Below are 17,200 nucleotides of genomic sequence, written 5' to 3' on the forward strand. Positions count from 1 at the left end.
TCGTTCATGGGTGGGCGGCAGCGTTGCTCAGCTCTTGACGCCGCCGCGCGCGCGTTCGATGCGCTCGTAGGCGGCGGTGATCCGGCGGGTCTTTTCCTCGGCCAGCGCTCGCATGCTCTCCGGCAGACCCTTGGCGGCCAGCTTGTCCGGATGGTTTTCGCTCATCAGCTTGCGATAGGCACGCTTGACGTCGGCATCGTTCGCCGTCGCCGGCACGCCGAGTACCTGATAGGCGTCGTCGAGCGCCGAAGGGCTTTCGCGATCGCGGCCAAAACCACCGCCGCCGCCGCCACCATTGCCGGGGCCGCCGCCGCGCATCATCGCTTCGAACATCGCGACATCGTGGGCGGACATGCCGAGGCCACGGGCGATGCGCAGCAGCATCGCGTGCTCGGCCGGGTGAGTCTGGCCATCGGCGGCGATCGCCGAGACCTGCACCTGCAGGAACAGCTGGCGGAACACCGGCGCGCGGGCGCTGGCGGTGGCGAAGCGGGCGACTTCGGCATCGAGATCGAAGTCCGGTTCCTTGCCGCGATTGAACGCGCGCTTCGCCGCTTCGCGTGCTTCCGGGTTCAGGCGCAGTTGGTCGAACAGCGCTTCGGCAACGCGGATTTCCTCGCTGCTGACCTGGCCATCGGCCTTGCAGACCGCGCCCATGACCGCGAAGGTGGAATCGAGGAACTGGGTCTGGACCTGGCCGATCTTGCGCACCGCGGTCTTCAGCAGCAGTCGCCCCACCAGTGGCAACAGCGCCCAGACCAGCAGTGCTCCGAAAGCCGCGCCGCGCCAACCGTTTACGGCCAGGCCAATCAGGCCGCCGACAATGATGAAGAATTGCATGGCTGCAGTTTATTGAAGTTGTGCCGATCAGTCTTGGCGCCGGGTATGACAGGCACGAGTCGGGCCTGGAACAAAGGCTGTGCAAGCGATCGGCGAGCACGGCTATGCTCCGCCCTCGCATCCCTCGCCAGAACACGAGCCCCTTCCATGACCGTACCGATGACCCGAATCCTTGCCCGGCTGCTGCTGGCCACCACCACCCTGTTCGCCGCCCAGGCCTACGCCGCCGATGCACCGGCCGCGCCACCGGTGGTCAAGCCGGTGGATCTGGAAAACACCATCTATCTCGATGTGCCGGCCGGCCGCGTGGTCATCGCGCTGCGCCCGGATCTGGCGCCGAAGCACGTCGCGCGGATCAAGGAACTGTGCCGCAAGGGCTTCTACGATGGCCTGAAGTTCCACCGCGTCATCGAAGGCTTCATGGCCCAGACCGGTGATCCGCTCGGCGATGGCACAGGCGGTTCCGGAAAGAATCTGGATGCCGAATTCTCGTCGGCGCACCACGGTCGCGGTGTCGCCTCGATGGCCCGTGCGGCCGATCCGAACTCGGCCGACAGCCAGTTCTTCATCATGCTGAACGACGGCGATTTCCTCGACGGCAAGTACACCATCTGGGGTCAGGTGGTCAGCGGCATGGAGTTCATCGACGCCGTCAAGAAGGGCGACCCGCGCAACAACGGCACCGTCACCGGCCCGACCAAGATCATCAAGATGCAGGTCGCGGCGGACGCCGAAAAGAAGAAGTAACCGCGCAACGAACTGCGCCGCTCTCACCTGAGAGCGGCGCAGGTACCGCAGCCGTTCTCAGAACTGGTAGCCGACCCGCAGGCTCAGTTCATCGGCGAAGTCGAAGGTCGACAGGCTGTTTTCGTTCGGGCTCGACAAGTGGCCGTTGATGTAGTTGTAGAACATGTCGACCGTCCAGGAACCGCTGGGCTTCCAGCGCACGGCAGGCTGCACCAGGATGCCGCCCTGGGTGTCGTAGAGCACCGAGAGATCGGCGCGCCAGACCAGTTGGGCAAACGGTTGCTGCAGGGCGAACACCACGGCGTCATAACCACCCTTGACCCCCGGCGCGGCTGTCGTCGCCGTACCGCCCTGGCCTTTCAATGAACGGCCGAACAGGTCGCTGGCGGTCTTGTGCAGCCACTGGGCGACCATGTACGTCGCCGGTATCTCGGTCGAGAAGCGCTGGTATTTTTCCATCACCAGGGCCGTGGTCAGTTCCGATTCGGTCAGGAAATCACGGCTGAGGCTGGGATTGGTGAACACCCGGTTCGGCGTGTACAGCGCTTCGAAGTTGACGATCAGCTGATCGAGCAGCGAGCCCGGCGTGGAGTTGATGACATAGCTCAGGCCGCCGCCGAAGTTGTTCTCGGCGCGGTATTCCCGAGCGATGTGGCCACGCAGGCCGGCGTTGTTCTCACCCACGGCGGCACCACCGGCCAGTGCGAAAAAGGTGTCGAGCGTGGCACTCGCTGCGGCGAAGCCGGACTGCGGTCCGTCCGGGGTCGCGACCGGAACGGCGCCGAGCAAGGCCGCCGCCGGAAACTCGTTGATCGCCGCATTGAGGCCGGTGACGCCGTTCAGGCGCGCCATGCCGGCGTAGGTGAACCATTCCTCGGCGGACCAGATGCCGGTGGGGTCGACTTCGAACGCCGTGTCCTGCAGCACCTGACCGGAACCGACCAGGCCCGGCAGATCGCGATTGACGCCGGACTTGGTCCAGCGGAACACGCCATCCGGGTTGTAGCGACGCACCGCAATTGCCTGCACGCCGATATCGCCGATATCGCCCTTCAGGCGCAGGCCGTAGCTGATCTTGTTGTCGAAATCGCCGTAGCGGTCGTGCACCGTGAACGCCGAGGGAATGACGTTGTAGCTGGTATTCGGATTGCCGTAGACCGTGGGCTGGAATTTCTGCACATAGGCGTCGGCCAGCCAGTTGTCGGCGAACTGGTAGGAGGCGCGTACCGCGAGTGCCGGCACGCGCTTGTCGGAGAACTCTTCGGCGGCGAAATCGAGCACCGAATGACGGCGCAGATCGAGGCCATCCGGCACATCGAGCACCCGGAAGAAGATGGCCTGCCCCCAGGCGATCTGCTGGTTGCCGATGCGAACGTCGAGCGGGCCGCGGTTGTAGTCGAGGAACAGCGCCGGGAAGGTGATCAGATACTGGCGGCCGCTCCATTCCAGCGGGTTCGGATGATTCTTGCCTTCGGCCTCGAAGCGGAAGTAATTCGGCTTGCCGTACAGCTTGCCGACTGCCATCGAGTTGAACTCGTGGGGGTCGTACTCGTTGTACAGCGCCGGATCGAAGATGCCGGACATCTTCGCCTGCAGGGACAGATTGCTGGTGAACTTGAATTCGGCTTCGAGCCGGGTGCGCAGGATCGCCAGATTGACGCTGCCATCTTGCTGCGGGCCGGCGCGGGTGGTGGTGTCGTTGATCGGAATCTGGCCGCCGTTGGCATCGGTCAGCACATAGAAGCGCGGGGTTGTCCGGCCGTTGTAGAGCCAGCCCTGCTGGTTGTAGGGGTTGTCGTCGCCGCTGGTGCTGATCGCGGTTTCCTGACGGATGAAGCCACCGAACGAGAAGCTGAACCCGGGCGTGCCGAGAATGCCCTGGGTGTCGGCATCGCTGCTGCTGGTGGTGCCGGCAGCCGCGGAATCGCCGGGACTCTCGCTGGTCGGCGGAGACGCTTCGTCGGCATATGGCGTTGGCGTCTCGGGCGGCGTGGCGGCCGCGTCGCCCTCCGCAGCCAGGACATTGACGGACAGCAACAGCAACGACCCTGCACACCACACCACAGGTTTTCTCGAACGCACTTGATCATCCCTCCCGGTTTTCTGACGGGTTATCCGAAACGGATACCTCGTTCTGGCTTGCACGGCCTCGAGCCCGGTGGGGCGCTGCACATTTGCTCTGTAACACCGGATCGATGCCGTCGATTTGCAAACTGCAGCAGCTACGGGAGGAACTTAGGAAATGGCTGGCGGCGCGGTAATACCCGATCGTGTAGGCCGCACTGCGGCAAGAAATGCTGCAGCTTGCATCGACGGCGTTGACCCGCGCGGCTGCAAGCCTTTGCTGACAAGGGTTCCAGCGTTATCGGCGGCTGGCTTTGCAAGGCGCAGCATGCGCCGCCGGCCACTGCGGGCAGTGGATGAACGGTGCAGCAGGACCCGCGAACGGTAGAGCCGTTTCAGCGGGCTGGCGACGGCGTTCGCGTGCCGAGGTAGACGCCGAACGCGGCGACGAAGAAGCCGAGGATCTCGAGTCGGGTCAGTACTTCGCCGAGCACGAAGTGACCCATGATCGCGCCGACCGCCGGCACCAGATAGAACAGCGCCGCCACCTGGGTTGCCGCGCCGTTGCGGATCAGCAGGAACAGCAGCGCGAAGCCGCCGACCGAATTGACCAGCACGATCCAGGCGGTCGACAGCCAGAACGCCTGACTGCCGTCGGCATGCAGGCCTTCGAGACCCCAGGCAAGCGGCAGCAGGGCGAGGCTGGCGGCCGTGTTCTGAATCGCCAGCCCGGCGCGCAGATCGATCGCCGAGCCATGGCGCTTCTGGTACAGCGTGCCGCAGGAAATGCCGAGCAGGCCGAGCAGCAGTGCGCCGATCGACCAGATATCGGCACGGGCGCCGACCAGGCTCTCGCCGATCACCAGCCAGACGCCGGTGAAGCCGACCAGCAAGCCCAGCCACTGCTGCTTGCCGATGCGCTCGCCGAGCAGCAGCGAGAACGCCGATACCGCCAGCGGCATCGCGCCGATCACCAGCGCCGCCAGGCTGGCACTGGCGCCAAGCCGCATCGCGCCATAGACGCCGCCGAACTGCAGCGCCAGTTGCAGCAGGCCGACGACCGCGCTGTGCGCCGCAGCGCGATGTCCCGGCCAGCGCACCTTCGCCATCACTGCCAGCACGCCAAAGATCACGGCCGCACAGGCGAAGCGCAGGCACAGCGCCGTGAACGGACCGCTATGGCCGACCACGATCTTTGCGGTGGGATAGCCGGTGCACCAGATCAGCACGAAGCTCAGGCCCATGACAGGGCCCAGCCAGCGGGCACGTGACGGCGTGTTGGGGACAGCGTTCATCGACACAGGAACTCGGCGGCGGCCAGGAGCGGGCGGGGCGGCGAAGGATAAACTGCGGACATGTCCGATTCCCGATTTTCAGCGCGTCCGCCTGCCGCCATCGATCCAGTCGTGTGCGTTCCCGGAAGTCGCGATGACAGCTGACCTGCTGATCGTCGGCCCGGCCTGGGTCGGCGACATGGTGATGGCGCAGTCGCTGTTCATCCGCCTGCACGAGCGTTATCCAGACGCCGCGATCGATGTGCTTGCACCCGGCTGGTCGCTGCCGATCATCGGCCGCATGCCGGAGATTCGCGCCGGCATCGAACTGCCGTTCGCGCATGGCGAGTTCAATTTCGGCGGCCGGCGACGACTGGGCCTGTCGCTGCGTGATCGCGGCTATGCGCAGGCGATCGTGCTGCCGAATTCCTGGAAGTCCGCCGTGGTGCCGTTCTTTGCCGACATCCCGCGCCGCAGCGGCTATGCCCGGGAATTCCGCTACGGCCTGCTGAACGATCTGCGACCGCTGAACAAGGCGCTGCTGAAGACGACGCCGCAGCGCTTCGTGGCACTCGCTGACGATGGCCCTGCGCGCGCTGCGCCCGCCGTGCCGGCGCCGCGCTTCCGCGCCGATGCCGAACGTGCCGCGCAACTGAGAGCCGATCTGGCGCTCGGTGATGGCCCTGGCGTCGCGCTGATGCCGGGCGCCGAATACGGCCCGGCGAAGCAATGGCCGGCGGCCTATTACGCGCAACTGGCGGCGGATCTCGGCCGGCAAGGCATCCGCAGCTGGATCATCGGCTCGAAGAAGGAACTGCTGCTCGGTGCGGAGATCGTCGCCGCCTCGAACGGTGCTGCGATCAACCTCTGCGGCCGCACCAGTCTGGTCGACGTCATCGATCTGGTCAGCGTCGCCCGCGCCGTGGTCTGCAATGATTCGGGGCCGATGCACATCGCGGCGGCGGCGGGCGCGAAGGTGGTCGCGATCTATGGTTCGTCGACGCCGGATCACACGCCGCCGATGACCACGCATGCCGCGATCCACTACCGGCGCCTGTCCTGCAGCCCCTGCTTCGAGCGGAACTGTCCGCTGAAGCCACCCGCGGAACCGATGGCCTGCCTGACCGGCATCCATCCGGACGAGGTTTTATCGAGCCTGACGCGGCTTGCAGACTTATAATGCGCGCCGTTCGACTACACGCCGGGTCGACGCACGGTTCCCTTTCACTGCCCGGCCGATCAAATTTCGAGGAACGAAGCAAATGACGACGATGGCCGACCGCGATGGCTTGATCTGGCTCGACGGCGAAATGGTGCCGTGGCGTGAAGCCCAGACCCATGTCCTGACCTATACGCTGCACTACGGCGTCGGCTGCTTCGAAGGTGTCCGTGCGTATCACACGCCGAAGGGCACGGCGATCTTCCGGCTCGGCGACCACACCAAGCGCCTGTTCAACTCCGCGAAGATCCTCGGCATGAAGATGCCGTTCTCGCAGGAAGTGATCAACGAAGCCCAACTCGAAGTGCTGCGCGCCAACAAGCTGAAGGAAGCCTACCTGCGGCCGATGGTGTTCTACGGCGCCGAAGGCATGGGCCTGCGCGCCGACAACCTGAAGACCCACGTGATGGTCGCTGCCTGGACCTGGGGCGCGTATCTGGGTGCCGACAACGTCGAGCGCGGCATTCGCGTGCGCACCTCGAGCTACACCCGTCACCACGTCAATTCGATGCTCTGCCGCGCCAAGGCCAACGGCAACTACATCAATTCGATGCTGGCGCTGAACGAAGTGCTGAAGGACGGCTACGACGAAGCGATCATGCTCGACATGTCCGGCCACATCGCCGAAGGCAGCGCCGAGAACATCTTCCTGGTCAAGGACGGCGCGCTGCATACGCCGGATCTGAACTCCTGCCTCGACGGCATCACTCGCAAGACGATCATGCAGCTGGCGGCCGATGAAGGTATCCCGGTGTACGAGCGCCGCATCACCCGCGACGAGATGTACATCTGCGACGAAGCCTTCTTCACTGGCACCGCCGCCGAAGTGATGCCGATCCGCGAGATCGACAACCGCGCCGTTGGCGCCGGCAAGCGCGGCCCGATCACCGAAAAGCTGCAGAAGCTCTACGTGGCCTCGGTCAAGGGCGAGCGCAGCGAATATCCGGAGTGGCTGTCGCACACCAGCTCGACCGCCGCCAAGGCCGCCTGAGTGGTGTGAGTGACCGTGACGAGGTGATCGCGGCGATCCCGGCCTTCCAGCGCGCCCGCGTGCTGGTGGCCGGCGATGTGATGCTCGACCGGTATTGGGTCGGGCCCACCGGCCGCATCTCGCCGGAAGCGCCGGTGCCGGTGGTGCGCATCCAGAAGGACGAAACCCGTCCGGGCGGCGCGGCCAACGTGGCGCTGAATATCGCGTCACTCGGCGGCGTCGTGCAATTGCTCGGCGTCGTCGGTCGCGACGAAGCGGCGGGCAAGCTGCGCGAAGCGCTGATCGCCAAGCACGTGCTGCCGACGTTCACCGAAACCGCGTCCTGCCCGACGATCACCAAGCTGCGCGTACTGTCGCGCAACCAGCAGTTGATCCGGCTCGATTTCGAGGAATCGCTGGCGGTCGCCGGTGCCTTCAATCGCGAAGACTATCTGGCCAGCTTCAAGACGGCGCTTGCCGATTGCTCGGTGGTGATCCTGTCCGACTACGGCAAGGGCACGCTGGCCGATGCCGCGCTGATGATCGCTGCCGCGCGTGCCGCGAACCGGCCGGTGCTGGTCGATCCGAAGGGTAGCGACTGGCGCCCATATCGCGGCGCGACCCTGATCACGCCGAACCTGTCCGAACTCGAAGCGGTGGTCGGCCCTTGTCCGGACGATGCGACGATCGTTGCCAAGGGCACCAAGCTGCGCGACGAACTCGGCATCGACGCGCTGCTGGTCACCCGTTCGGAAAACGGCATGACCCTGCTGGCACCGAACCAGCCGCCGCTGCATCTGCCGACCGTCGCCCGCGAAGTGTTCGATGTAACCGGCGCTGGCGATACCGTGATCGCCACTTTCGGCGCAGCACTGGCGGCCGGCCATGATTTCGGCCACGCGGCACGCATCGCCAATCTGGCTGCCGGCATTGTCGTCGGCAAGCTCGGCACCGCGACCGTCACCCAGAGCGAACTGCTGCGCGCGATCCGCCGCCAGCATGAGGACGACAGCGCGGTGCTCGCCGAAGACGAGCTGCTCGAACGAGTGCGCGCGGCGCAGGCGCAGGGCCAGGTCATCGTCATGACCAATGGCTGTTTCGATCTGCTGCACGTCGGCCATGTCCGCTATCTGGAAGCCGCGCGCCGGCTTGGCGATGTGCTGATCGTCGCGGTCAACACCGATGATTCGGTCAAACGCCTGAAAGGCCCGACCCGGCCGCTGAACAACACCGATGACCGCATGCGCATGCTGGCCTCGCTGAAGTGCGTCGACTGGGTGGTGCCGTTCTCAGAAGACACGCCGTTGCGCCTGATCACCGCGGTGCTGCCAGACCTGCTGGTCAAGGGCGGCGATTACCGGCCGGAGCAGGTCGCCGGTCACGACGTGGTCAGCGCCAACGGCGGCCAGGTGGTGATTCTCGATTTCCATCCCGGCTATTCGACGACCCGGATCATCGAGCGCGCGCGCGGCTGAAGCGGCACCCGCAACACTCCGAATCTCACATGAAGGAAGCCGTCATGCGCATCAAGCCGAAGTTTCTGTCCGCCGCGCGCGTGCTCGGCGTTGCTGCGCTGGCACTGGTCGTACAGGCCTGGTTGGCGCCGTCCGCTGCCCAGGCTGCACGCTTCCAGCCGGTGGCCGGCGTGACCACTTTCGAGGCCGAGTTCACGGTCGACGGACGTGCTCGCCGCGTGTTGTACGTGCGCCCGATCGCGAACCCGAGCGGCCTGGCGCCGGCGATCGTCGTGCTGCACTACGCCGGCGGCGATCCCGAGGAAATGGCCAACCTGATCGAGATCGGCCAGCTGGTGCGCGACACCGGCGTCTGGGCGATCCTGCCGAATTCGCGCGGCCGCAACTGGTCGTTCGATCCGGTTCGTGACCGCAATGGCCCGGACGATGTCGGCCTGATCACCAAGGTCATCGACAACGCCGTTTCGGCCTATCCGATCGACGCGCGGCGGGTCTACCTGACCGGCTTCTCGTCCGGCGGCTTCATGACCCAGCGTTACGTCTGCGAGCACCCGGAGCGCATCGCCGCGGCGGCCTATGTGTCTTCGACCTTGCTCGACAGCCTGCGCAGGGTCTGCACGCCGTCGCTGCCGATGCCGATCATCGGCATGCACGGCACGCGCGATCCCAAGGTGGCTTACAAGAAGAAAGTCGGCCTGTCGTCGGCGCCGGAAACGGCGCTGTTTTTCGCCAACCTCAACCGCTGCCTGACGCCGCCGGTGCGCAGCAATCTGCCGAACATCGCCAACGATCGCACCACCGTGCAGCTCGACGCCTACAACAGCTGCGCCTCGGCGTCGCCGGTGCGCTTCTACACGATTACCGATGGCGGCCACACCTGGCCGGGTAACGACTATCAGCTCGGTTTCGCGGGCCGTACGACGCAGGACATCGACGCCACGCGGGTGATCTGGGATTTCGTCCGCAACTACGCGCGCTGAGCAGGGCAGCCTCTAAAGCCAGCCTTTCTGCCGCGCCAGCCGATAGGCCTCGATGCGGTTCGCCGCACCGAGCTTGCCGATCGCTTCCGACAGATAGTTGCGCACCGTGCCGTGCGACAGGTGCAGCTGGGCTGCGATCTCTGCGGACGCCAGGCCTTCGCCGGCCAGCCGCAGCACGCGGCGCTCGCGTTCGTTCAGCGGGTCCGGCTCGCCCCAGGCTTCCAGCGCCAGCTGCGGGTCGATCACCCGCCCGCCGTGCTGCACCTTGCGCAGCGCTTCGGCGAGTTGTTCGGCCGGCGCATCCTTGAGCAGATAGCCGACCACGCCGGCATCGAGCGCGCGGCGCAGGTAACCGGCGCGAGCGAAGGTGGTGACGATCACCACCTTGCAGCGCAGGCCGCGTTCGGCAATCCGCGCTGCCAGTTCCAGGCCGCTGAGCTTCGGCATCTCGATATCGGAGACCAGCAGATCGGGCTTCAGCTGCTGCACCGCCAGCCAGGCCGCTTCACCATCGGCACAGGCGCCGACGACGTCGATATCGGCTTCCAGATCGAGCAGCGCGGATAAAGCGCCGCGCACCATCGCCTGATCCTCGGCCAGCAGCACGCGGATCGCGCCCAGTGCCTTGCCGTTGTCGATGGCTTCGCCGCTCATGCCAGCGAGGCCGGCACGACGGAAGCGATCGCAGCCGCTTCGGTAGGGATTGGTACCCGCAAGCTCAGACGAGTGCCGCGGCCGGGTGGCGATTCGATGCGCAAGCTTCCGCCGATCGCTTCCAGGCGCTGGCGCATGCCCTGCAAGCCATTGCCGAACCGGCCGTCGTCGACACCGCCGCGGCCATCGTCGGCAATGCTCAGCTCGATCGTTGCGCCATCCTGTTGCAGGCTCAGCAGCACGTTCCTGGCGCCAGCGTGGCGATGGACGTTGGTCACCGCTTCACGCAGGCACAGCGCCAGCGCGGCATCGACGCTCAGCGACAGTTCCGGCAGCCGCTCCGCACCGCTCAAGGCCACGCCGGAGGATTCCAGCAGCAGCCGGGCGGAGCCCCGTTCCGCGGCAAGGCCGGTGGCGCGAATGCCGGTGACCGCAGCACGAACCTGGGTCAGCGATTCGCGCGCAACCTGATGCAGTTCGCGAACATGCTCCCGCGCCGTCTGCGGATCGCGCTCGAACAGGCGATCGGCCAGCTCACTCTTGATCGCGATCAGCGACAGCGTGTGGCCGAGCAGATCGTGCAGATCGCGGCCGATGCGTTCGCGCTCGGCGCTCGCGGCGAGCCGCCGCACTTCCTGCTGCGACAGCCGCAGTTCGCTGTCATGGCGGGCATTGATGCTGAAGAACAGATTGAGCAGGCCGATGATCGTGCAGGTGGCGACCGCGCCGATGGTCACCGGCAGCGGCAGCCTGTCGAGCAGGGCGACCACCGAGAACAGCGCCATGAAGCTGGCCAGCCACAGCAGCGCGCGCTTCGGCGTGGTGCAGAACGGGAACAGCGCGCAGGCGTAGATGGCGTAGGACCAGGTCTTGGTCGTCGGCAAGGTCACCAGGCCGAGTATCGCGATCGCCACGGTGTAGTGGACGACTCGCGCGCCGTCGCCATACCAGGCTTTCAGGTACAGCCACAGGAACAGCGGCACCGTGGCGTAGGTGCCGGCGATGATCAGCGGGCTGCTGTCGGTGCGCATCCAGGGCGCGGCGAAAACCCAGAACAGCCAGATCAGATGCAGCAGCGGAAACCAGCTGCCACCGGTCAGCCGGCCACCGCGTCCGATCCGGATCGCGATGCACTGGGGATGCGGCTTGAGCAGGGTTTCGAGCATCGAGCGATGGCGGCCGGTGTCCACTCGATGCTGAGGCCCGCGCGAGGGCGAGGCAAGCGCTGCGCTGACGTCGTTCATGGCGGCTTACACCCACCAGCCGTTGGTGATGATGATGCGGCTGCGGCTGGCACCCTCCGTCTCCACCGACTTGGTCGTGACCGTTGCCGCGGCCGTCGTCCCTTTGGGCGGCGCGGACGATGTGGAGATTCGCCGCCAGGCTTCGGTATGCGGCAGCCCCAGCACCACCAGGCTGCCGACGATCCAGGCAGCCGCGAGCAGCTTCCGGATCAGGTCTTGCAGCATCCACCGCTTCGAGTTCGACAGGTTCATCGGGTATCCCTCCGTTGTTGCGGAAAGACTAGAACCTGCGTGGAGCCCTGAGCAGTTCAGTGCGTCAGCGAAGCACCATGACAACTGTCATGCCCCGTCACCATGAACGCTAATCGCGGTAGCGCTTGAGCAGATCGCCATAGGCCTCGATGCGGCGATCGCGCAGGAACGGCCACCAGCGGCGCACGTTCTCGGAACGCGCCAGGTCGATGTCGACGACCAGCACCTCGGCGTCTTCGGTCCCGGCCCGGGCCAGGAACTCGCCCTGCGGTCCGGCGACGAAGCTGGTGCCCCAGAACTTCGCGCCTTCGGTCAGCGCGCTCGGGTCCGGTTCGTAGCCGATGCGATTGGCCACCAGCACCGGCAGGCCGTTGGCCACCGCATGCGAGCGCTGGATCGTCACCCAGGCTTCGCGTTGCCGCTCGCGCTCTTCGAACGGATCCGCCGGATTGGCGCCGATCGCGGTCGGGTAGAGCAGCAGATCGGCACCGGCCAGCGCCATCAGGCGTGCCGCTTCCGGGTACCACTGATCCCAGCAGACCAGCAGGCCGAGCTTGCCGACGCTGGTCTGGATCGGCTCGAAGCCGAGGTCACCCGGCGTGAAGTAGAACTTCTCGTAGTAGCCCGGATCGTCGGGGATGTGCATCTTCCGGTACTTGCCGGCCAGGGTGCCGTCGCGCTCCATCACCACCGCGGTGTTGTGATAAAGCCCCGGCGCGCGCCGCTCGAACAGCGAGCCGACCAGCACGATGCCCAGCTCCTTCGCGAGCCCACCAAGCCATTCGGTCGACGGCCCGGGAATGCTTTCGGCGAGATCGAACAGATCGGTCGATTCGTGCTGGCAGAAGTACAGGCCGGTGTGCAGTTCCTGCAGCATCACCAGTTGCGCGCCTTGTGCGGCCGCTACGCGGACGCCGGCTTCGCTGGCGGCGATGCTGATCGCCCGGTCGCTGGAACAGGCTTGCTGGACCAGGCCGACACGCAGGTTCTTGGTGGTCATGGTTTCAGTTTCCCTGCTTGGCCGGCAGCTGCATGGTCACGCAATGCAGGCCGCCGTACTGCTGGATCAGCGCATTGCAGTCGATGCCGATCACTTCGCGATCCGGGAACAGCGGGCGCAGGCGTGACAGCGCTTCCTCGTCCAGCGCCTGGCCGTAGACCGGCACCAGCACCGCGCCGTTGAGGATCAGGAAATTCGCGTAGCCGGCCGGCAGGCGGCGGCCATCGTCGGCATCGAAGATCGGCTTCGGCAGCGGCAGGCCGACCAGCTTGTACGGCTTGCCCTGCCAGTCGCGCAGCGCCCGCAGTTCTCCGGCCATCGCGGCGAGATCGGCGTAGTGCTCGTCAGCCTCGTCTTCGCAGGCCTGATAGGCGATCGTCGTGGCATCGCAATAGCGGGCAATGGTGTCGATGTGGCCGTCAGTATCGTCGCCGATCAGGTCGCCGTGTTTCAGCCACAGCACACGATCGAGACCGAGCTGATCCTTGAGCAGCGTTTCGATCTGCTCGCGGTTCAAGTGCGGGTTGCGGGTATCGGCGAGCAGGCAGCGCTCGGTGGTCAGCAGGGTGCCGTGACCGTCGACTTCCAGCGCGCCGCCTTCGAGCACGAAATCGAGCGTTTCCACCGACGCCGACCAGGCACCGTACTGATCGAGCTTCCGGGTCAGGGCGTTGTCGCGCGTCGCGGAAAACTTGTTGCCCCAGCCATTGAAGGTGAAATCGAGATGGACGAAACCCGAGCCGCGCAGCACCGTGATCGGCCCATGGTCGCGAGCCCAGACGTCATCGTTCGCCACTTCATGGACGATCAAGCGCTCGCGCGGCACGCCGGCCTCGATCAGCCGCGCCTGCAGCGCATCGGCACCGTCGGCAACGTTGATGTGCACGCCCTGATAGCGGCCGATGGCGACGGCAATGGCGATGAAGTTGCGCTCGACGGCGTCGAAGTGACGGGCGAAATCACCGTCACGGCGCGGCCAGGTCAGCATCACGGCGGCTTGGGGCGCCCACTCGGGCGGCAGGGTCTGGCGGTGGCTCATGCGGAAATCTGGGGGCGTAGGCGAAGCCTGATTATCTCAGGTCCGCATGACGCTCCGCGGAAGCTCAGCTGCCTGCAGATAACTCGTTGGTATTGAACAGCGGCGCCGGCCGATCCGGGACCACGGCATCGACGACGTGATCGTTCTCGAAGAACACCGAGAAGCTCGGGTAATCCCAGCGGGTGATCCGTGGCTGAGCCGGCGAACTGCCACCGACGGCAGCATGGCGAAGCTTCGGTTCGCCGTAGTGCTTCAGCACTTTCGACTGCACTTCGCCGCGTGCAGGCAGGTCGACGCCGGTGTCAGCGGACGGATTCGCCGGTACGGTCAGCACGTCGGCCGTCACCGGCAGCACGGCGATGAGCAGACCGAATCCGCAGGCAGCGATCGTCTTGTGCATGGGAGTACGGGCCTGAACCGGGAGGGCGGGATCGGCAAAAAGGATAGCACCGGGTCGCGGACAGGAAACTCGCGGCGCGGTGCGTTCATCGCCGGCCTGCATCCGCTCATCACCCTTCGTCCGTACACATGGTCATGAATGAGGGACGCGCGGCCATATTGGCCGCGGTGCTGGGTCCCGATGATTTACCCGGGCTTCGGCATGAGCGTTTGCCGAGTCCTGTGGTTCACCCAGGGGTTGGAACTTGACCGGTTTCGCGCAAGCGGGGCCGGTTTTTTTATGCTCCGTTTTTGTGGCTCAGGCTTTGGCCAGCGCCTGCGCGCGCAGCTCCGAGATGATGCCTTTCAGCTCCGGCACGCAGGAGCCGCAGTTGGTGCCGCACTTCAGCTTCGCGCCCAGCTCGGCCGGCGTTGCGCAACCGCCGCGGACCGCCGCCTCGATGGTCTTGCGGCCGACGCCATAGCAGGAGCAGACCGTGGCGCCAGCGTCGTCGCCACGGGCCAGCGGCTCGCCGACCAGCAGGCCGACGCGGTCCGCTACTTCGAGCTGATCTTTGGCGAACAGGCCGGACAGCCAGGCGCGCGACGGCAGATCCGGACGCGGCGAGATGAACAGGCAGGCTTCGATGCGGCCATCGGCGATCAACGCTGCGCGATAGACATTGGCAGTGCTGTCCTCGTACTCGAGCCAATCGGCGTCTTCGCCGGCGCTGAGCATCGTCCGCGCCCTTGCAGCCCAGCTGGCATCGCTGCGCCGGCCGGCGAGCTCGTGGCGCGTGTAGCCATCGCCAGTGATCTTCGTCCACCACGCGGCATCGGCGGTCAGCGATTTCAGATCGCCGTCGCGACTCAAGACAAAGCCATGCCAGGCAACCAGGAACGGTTCGACCCGCACCGGCGTGTGCTTGAACTCCGGTTCGCCGGACACCGGATCGACCACCGGATTGACCAGCGCGCCGACGCGCGCATCCGAGGCGAACTGCGCGTTCCAGTGAATCGGCACGAACACGCTCTTGCGCGGCATCTCGCCGGATAGCCGCACCCGGACCACGCAATGCCCGTGCGCTGAACTGACTCTCGCCAGCTCGTGCTCGCGCACGCCGCAAAGCAGCGCGTCCTGCGGATGCAGATCGACGAAGGGTTCGGAGACATGAGTCGCCAGCCGTGGCGCCAGACCGGTGCGAGTCATCGTGTGCCAGTGATCGCGCACCCGGCCGGTGTTCAGCACCAGCGGATAGTCGTCATCGAGCCGCCGGCCCGGCATCTGCGGCGTGGTCGGCACGAAGCGGGCGCGGCGGTCCGGCGTGTAGTAGCGGCCATCGGCGAAGACAGTCGCCGAGGCTGCGGCGACCGGCCAGCGGATCGGCTGTAAAGCGTCGTATGCGCCTTTGCCCAGCCCAACCAGGCCGGACAGGTTCAGATAGCGCGGCGATCCAGCATCGTCGTTGCCGCACGCCGTCAGCCGTGCGTGTTCGTCGAAGATCTCGTCCGCCGATCGATACGGGAATTGCGCGCCATAGCCCCAGCGCCGCGCGACTTCGGACAGCGCCCACCAGTCCGGACGCGCTTCACCAGCCGCCGGCAGAAAGGCGCGCTGGCGCGAGATGCAGCGCTCGCTGTTGGTCACCGTGCCGTCCTTCTCGCCCCAGCCCTGCGCAGGCAGCAGCACGTGGGCGTAGGCGGTGGTGTCGGTGTTGGCCATCACGTCGGAGACCACCACCAGCTCGCAACGGCTGAGCGCGCGCTTGACCTTGTCGGCATCGGGCAGGCTGACCACCGGATTGGTCGCCATGATCCACACCGCCTTGACCTGGCCCGAGTCGATCGCATCGAACAGATCGACCGCCTTCAGACCCGGCTGATCGGCGATGGAAGGCGACTGCCAGAAGCCCTGCACCAACTCGCGGTGCGCAGGTGATTCGAGATCGAGATGCGCGGCCAGCATGTTCGACAGGCCACCGACTTCGCGGCCGCCCATCGCATTCGGCTGGCCGGTGATCGAGAACGGCCCCGCACCCGGCTTACCGATGCGGCCGGTCAGCAGATGGCAGTTGATGATCGCGTTGACCTTGTCGGTGCCGCTCGACGACTGGTTGACGCCCATCGAGAACGCGGTAACCACCTTGGCGGTGCGCGCGAACAGCCGATAGAACTCGGCGAGCACCGATTCCTGCAACTTGCATTGCGCGGCCACCGAACGCAGATCACCGGCGGTGTTGTCGGCAATTGCCATCGCCCGCGCGAGGCCCGAGGTGTGACCATCGACGAAGGCGGTATCGACCACGCCATACTGGTGCAGGAAGCTCATCAGGCCGTTGAACAGCCAGACATCGGTGCCCGGGCGGATCGGCAGATGGAGATCGGCCATCTCGCTGGTCGCGGTGCGGCGCGGATCAATGACCACCAGCTTCATCTCCGGCCGCCGCTCGCGTGCCTTGACCAGACGCTGGAACAGGATCGGATGGCACCACGCCGTGTTCGAGCCGACCAGCACCACGAGATCGGCCAGCTCCAGATCCTCGTAGGACACCGGCACGATGTCCTCGCCGAACGCGCGCTTGTGGCCGGCCACGGCCGAGGACATGCACAGCCGCGAATTGGTATCGATGTTGGCGGTGCCGACGAAGCCCTTGACCAGCTTGTTGGCGACGTAATAGTCCTCGGTCAGCAACTGGCCGGAGACATACCAGGCGACGCTGCCCGGGCCGTGCTGATCGATGATCCGCTGGAAGCCGCCGGCGACCTGATCGAGCGCGTTGTCCCAGCTCACGCGCTTGAAGCCATCACCTTCGCGCTGTGCCGGATACAGCAGCCGCCCCTTCGGCAGCATGGTTTCGCCGAGTGCAGCGCCCTTGACGCAGAGACGGCCGTAATTGGTTGGATGCAAGGCATCGCCGGCCACTTCGACCTTGTCCGCTTTCACCGTCACGGCAACGCCGCAACCTGTGCCGCAGTAAGGGCAGGTGGTCAGGACTTCACGTGCTACGGGCGTGCTTCCATCCATCATCAATTCAGGTTCGTCTGTTCAATAGTGCGGCAAGCC

General features: G+C 65.9%; 15 protein-coding genes. 5 read left to right on the forward strand and 10 right to left on the reverse strand.

Annotated elements, in window-relative coordinates; genetic code table 11:
• Positions 1 to 27: 27 nt before the first annotated feature.
• Positions 28 to 840, reverse strand: coding sequence for a co-chaperone DjlA (djlA, locus tag G513_RS0114905; RefSeq protein ID WP_022977652.1), 813 nt, complete (start codon positions 838 to 840; stop codon positions 28 to 30).
• Positions 841 to 987: 147 nt separating this feature from the next.
• Between djlA and G513_RS0114910 the strand changes: the two genes are divergently transcribed.
• Entirely contained in the window at positions 988 to 1,587 is a 600-nt protein-coding gene (locus tag G513_RS0114910) for a peptidylprolyl isomerase (RefSeq protein WP_022977653.1), read from the forward strand.
• A 57-nt stretch (positions 1,588 to 1,644) separates the two neighbouring features.
• Here the strand turns inward: G513_RS0114910 and G513_RS0114915 are convergent, their stop codons facing one another.
• Together G513_RS0114915 and G513_RS0114920 are read right to left on the reverse strand one after the other, a co-directional pair.
• Positions 1,645 to 3,624 carry a DUF1302 family protein gene (locus G513_RS0114915; RefSeq protein WP_169560665.1) on the reverse strand — a complete coding sequence of 660 codons (1,980 nt, stop codon included), beginning with the start codon at positions 3,622 to 3,624 and terminating at the stop codon, positions 1,645 to 1,647.
• A gap of 422 nt (positions 3,625 to 4,046) precedes the next feature.
• Positions 4,047 to 4,946, reverse strand: a complete 900-nt coding sequence (locus tag G513_RS0114920; RefSeq protein WP_051144442.1) for a DMT family transporter — start codon at positions 4,944 to 4,946, stop codon at positions 4,047 to 4,049.
• Positions 4,947 to 5,079: 133 nt separating this feature from the next.
• Here G513_RS0114920 and waaF point away from each other — a divergent pair, with 133 nt between their 5' ends.
• The 4 genes from waaF (at position 5,080) to G513_RS23270 (ending at position 9,569) form a co-directional block, all read left to right on the forward strand.
• Complete coding sequence (gene waaF / locus G513_RS0114925) at positions 5,080 to 6,105, forward strand: lipopolysaccharide heptosyltransferase II (protein ID WP_022977656.1); 1,026 nt, start codon at positions 5,080 to 5,082, stop codon at positions 6,103 to 6,105.
• Between the two features lie 82 nt (positions 6,106 to 6,187).
• The gene (locus G513_RS0114930) at positions 6,188 to 7,135 is read left to right on the forward strand and encodes a branched-chain amino acid transaminase (RefSeq protein WP_022977657.1); all 948 of its coding nucleotides are present in this window, start codon (positions 6,188 to 6,190) and stop codon (positions 7,133 to 7,135) included.
• 5 nt (positions 7,136 to 7,140) lie between these two features.
• On the forward strand, positions 7,141 to 8,589 hold the full coding sequence (hldE, locus tag G513_RS0114935; RefSeq protein WP_245563127.1) for a bifunctional D-glycero-beta-D-manno-heptose-7-phosphate kinase/D-glycero-beta-D-manno-heptose 1-phosphate adenylyltransferase HldE: 1,449 nt from the start codon (positions 7,141 to 7,143) through the stop codon (positions 8,587 to 8,589).
• Positions 8,590 to 8,618: 29 nt separating this feature from the next.
• Entirely contained in the window at positions 8,619 to 9,569 is a 951-nt protein-coding gene (locus G513_RS23270) for a CE1 family esterase (RefSeq protein ID WP_022977659.1), read from the forward strand.
• 12 nt (positions 9,570 to 9,581) lie between these two features.
• Here the strand turns inward: G513_RS23270 and G513_RS0114945 are convergent, their stop codons facing one another.
• From G513_RS0114945 to G513_RS0114975, 7 genes are all read right to left on the reverse strand, one after another.
• The gene (locus G513_RS0114945; RefSeq protein ID WP_022977660.1) at positions 9,582 to 10,223 is read right to left on the reverse strand and encodes a response regulator transcription factor; all 642 of its coding nucleotides are present in this window, start codon (positions 10,221 to 10,223) and stop codon (positions 9,582 to 9,584) included.
• Positions 10,220 to 11,467 carry a sensor histidine kinase gene (locus G513_RS0114950; RefSeq protein ID WP_051144443.1) on the reverse strand — a complete coding sequence of 416 codons (1,248 nt, stop codon included), beginning with the start codon at positions 11,465 to 11,467 and terminating at the stop codon, positions 10,220 to 10,222. Before G513_RS0114950 ends, G513_RS0114945 begins: the two co-directional genes overlap by 4 nt.
• A 6-nt stretch (positions 11,468 to 11,473) precedes the next feature.
• A complete protein-coding gene (locus tag G513_RS0114955) occupies positions 11,474 to 11,719 on the reverse strand; it encodes a hypothetical protein (RefSeq protein ID WP_022977662.1) in 246 nt (81 codons plus the stop codon).
• Between the two features lie 109 nt (positions 11,720 to 11,828).
• Positions 11,829 to 12,719 (reverse strand): carbon-nitrogen hydrolase, encoded by an 891-nt coding sequence (locus tag G513_RS0114960; RefSeq protein WP_022977663.1) that lies wholly within the window; start codon positions 12,717 to 12,719, stop codon positions 11,829 to 11,831.
• Positions 12,720 to 12,723: 4 nt separating this feature from the next.
• Complete coding sequence (locus tag G513_RS0114965) at positions 12,724 to 13,758, reverse strand: agmatine deiminase family protein (protein WP_022977664.1); 1,035 nt, start codon at positions 13,756 to 13,758, stop codon at positions 12,724 to 12,726.
• Positions 13,759 to 13,822: 64 nt separating this feature from the next.
• Positions 13,823 to 14,158 (reverse strand): hypothetical protein, encoded by a 336-nt coding sequence (locus G513_RS0114970; protein WP_022977665.1) that lies wholly within the window; start codon positions 14,156 to 14,158, stop codon positions 13,823 to 13,825.
• Between the two features lie 297 nt (positions 14,159 to 14,455).
• Positions 14,456 to 17,164 carry a nitrate reductase gene (locus G513_RS0114975; protein WP_156891700.1) on the reverse strand — a complete coding sequence of 903 codons (2,709 nt, stop codon included), beginning with the start codon at positions 17,162 to 17,164 and terminating at the stop codon, positions 14,456 to 14,458.
• Positions 17,165 to 17,200: the final 36 nt, after the last annotated feature.

The organism is Nevskia ramosa DSM 11499 (genome assembly GCF_000420645.1).
GTDB classification, from domain to species: Bacteria; Pseudomonadota; Gammaproteobacteria; order Nevskiales; family Nevskiaceae; genus Nevskia; species Nevskia ramosa.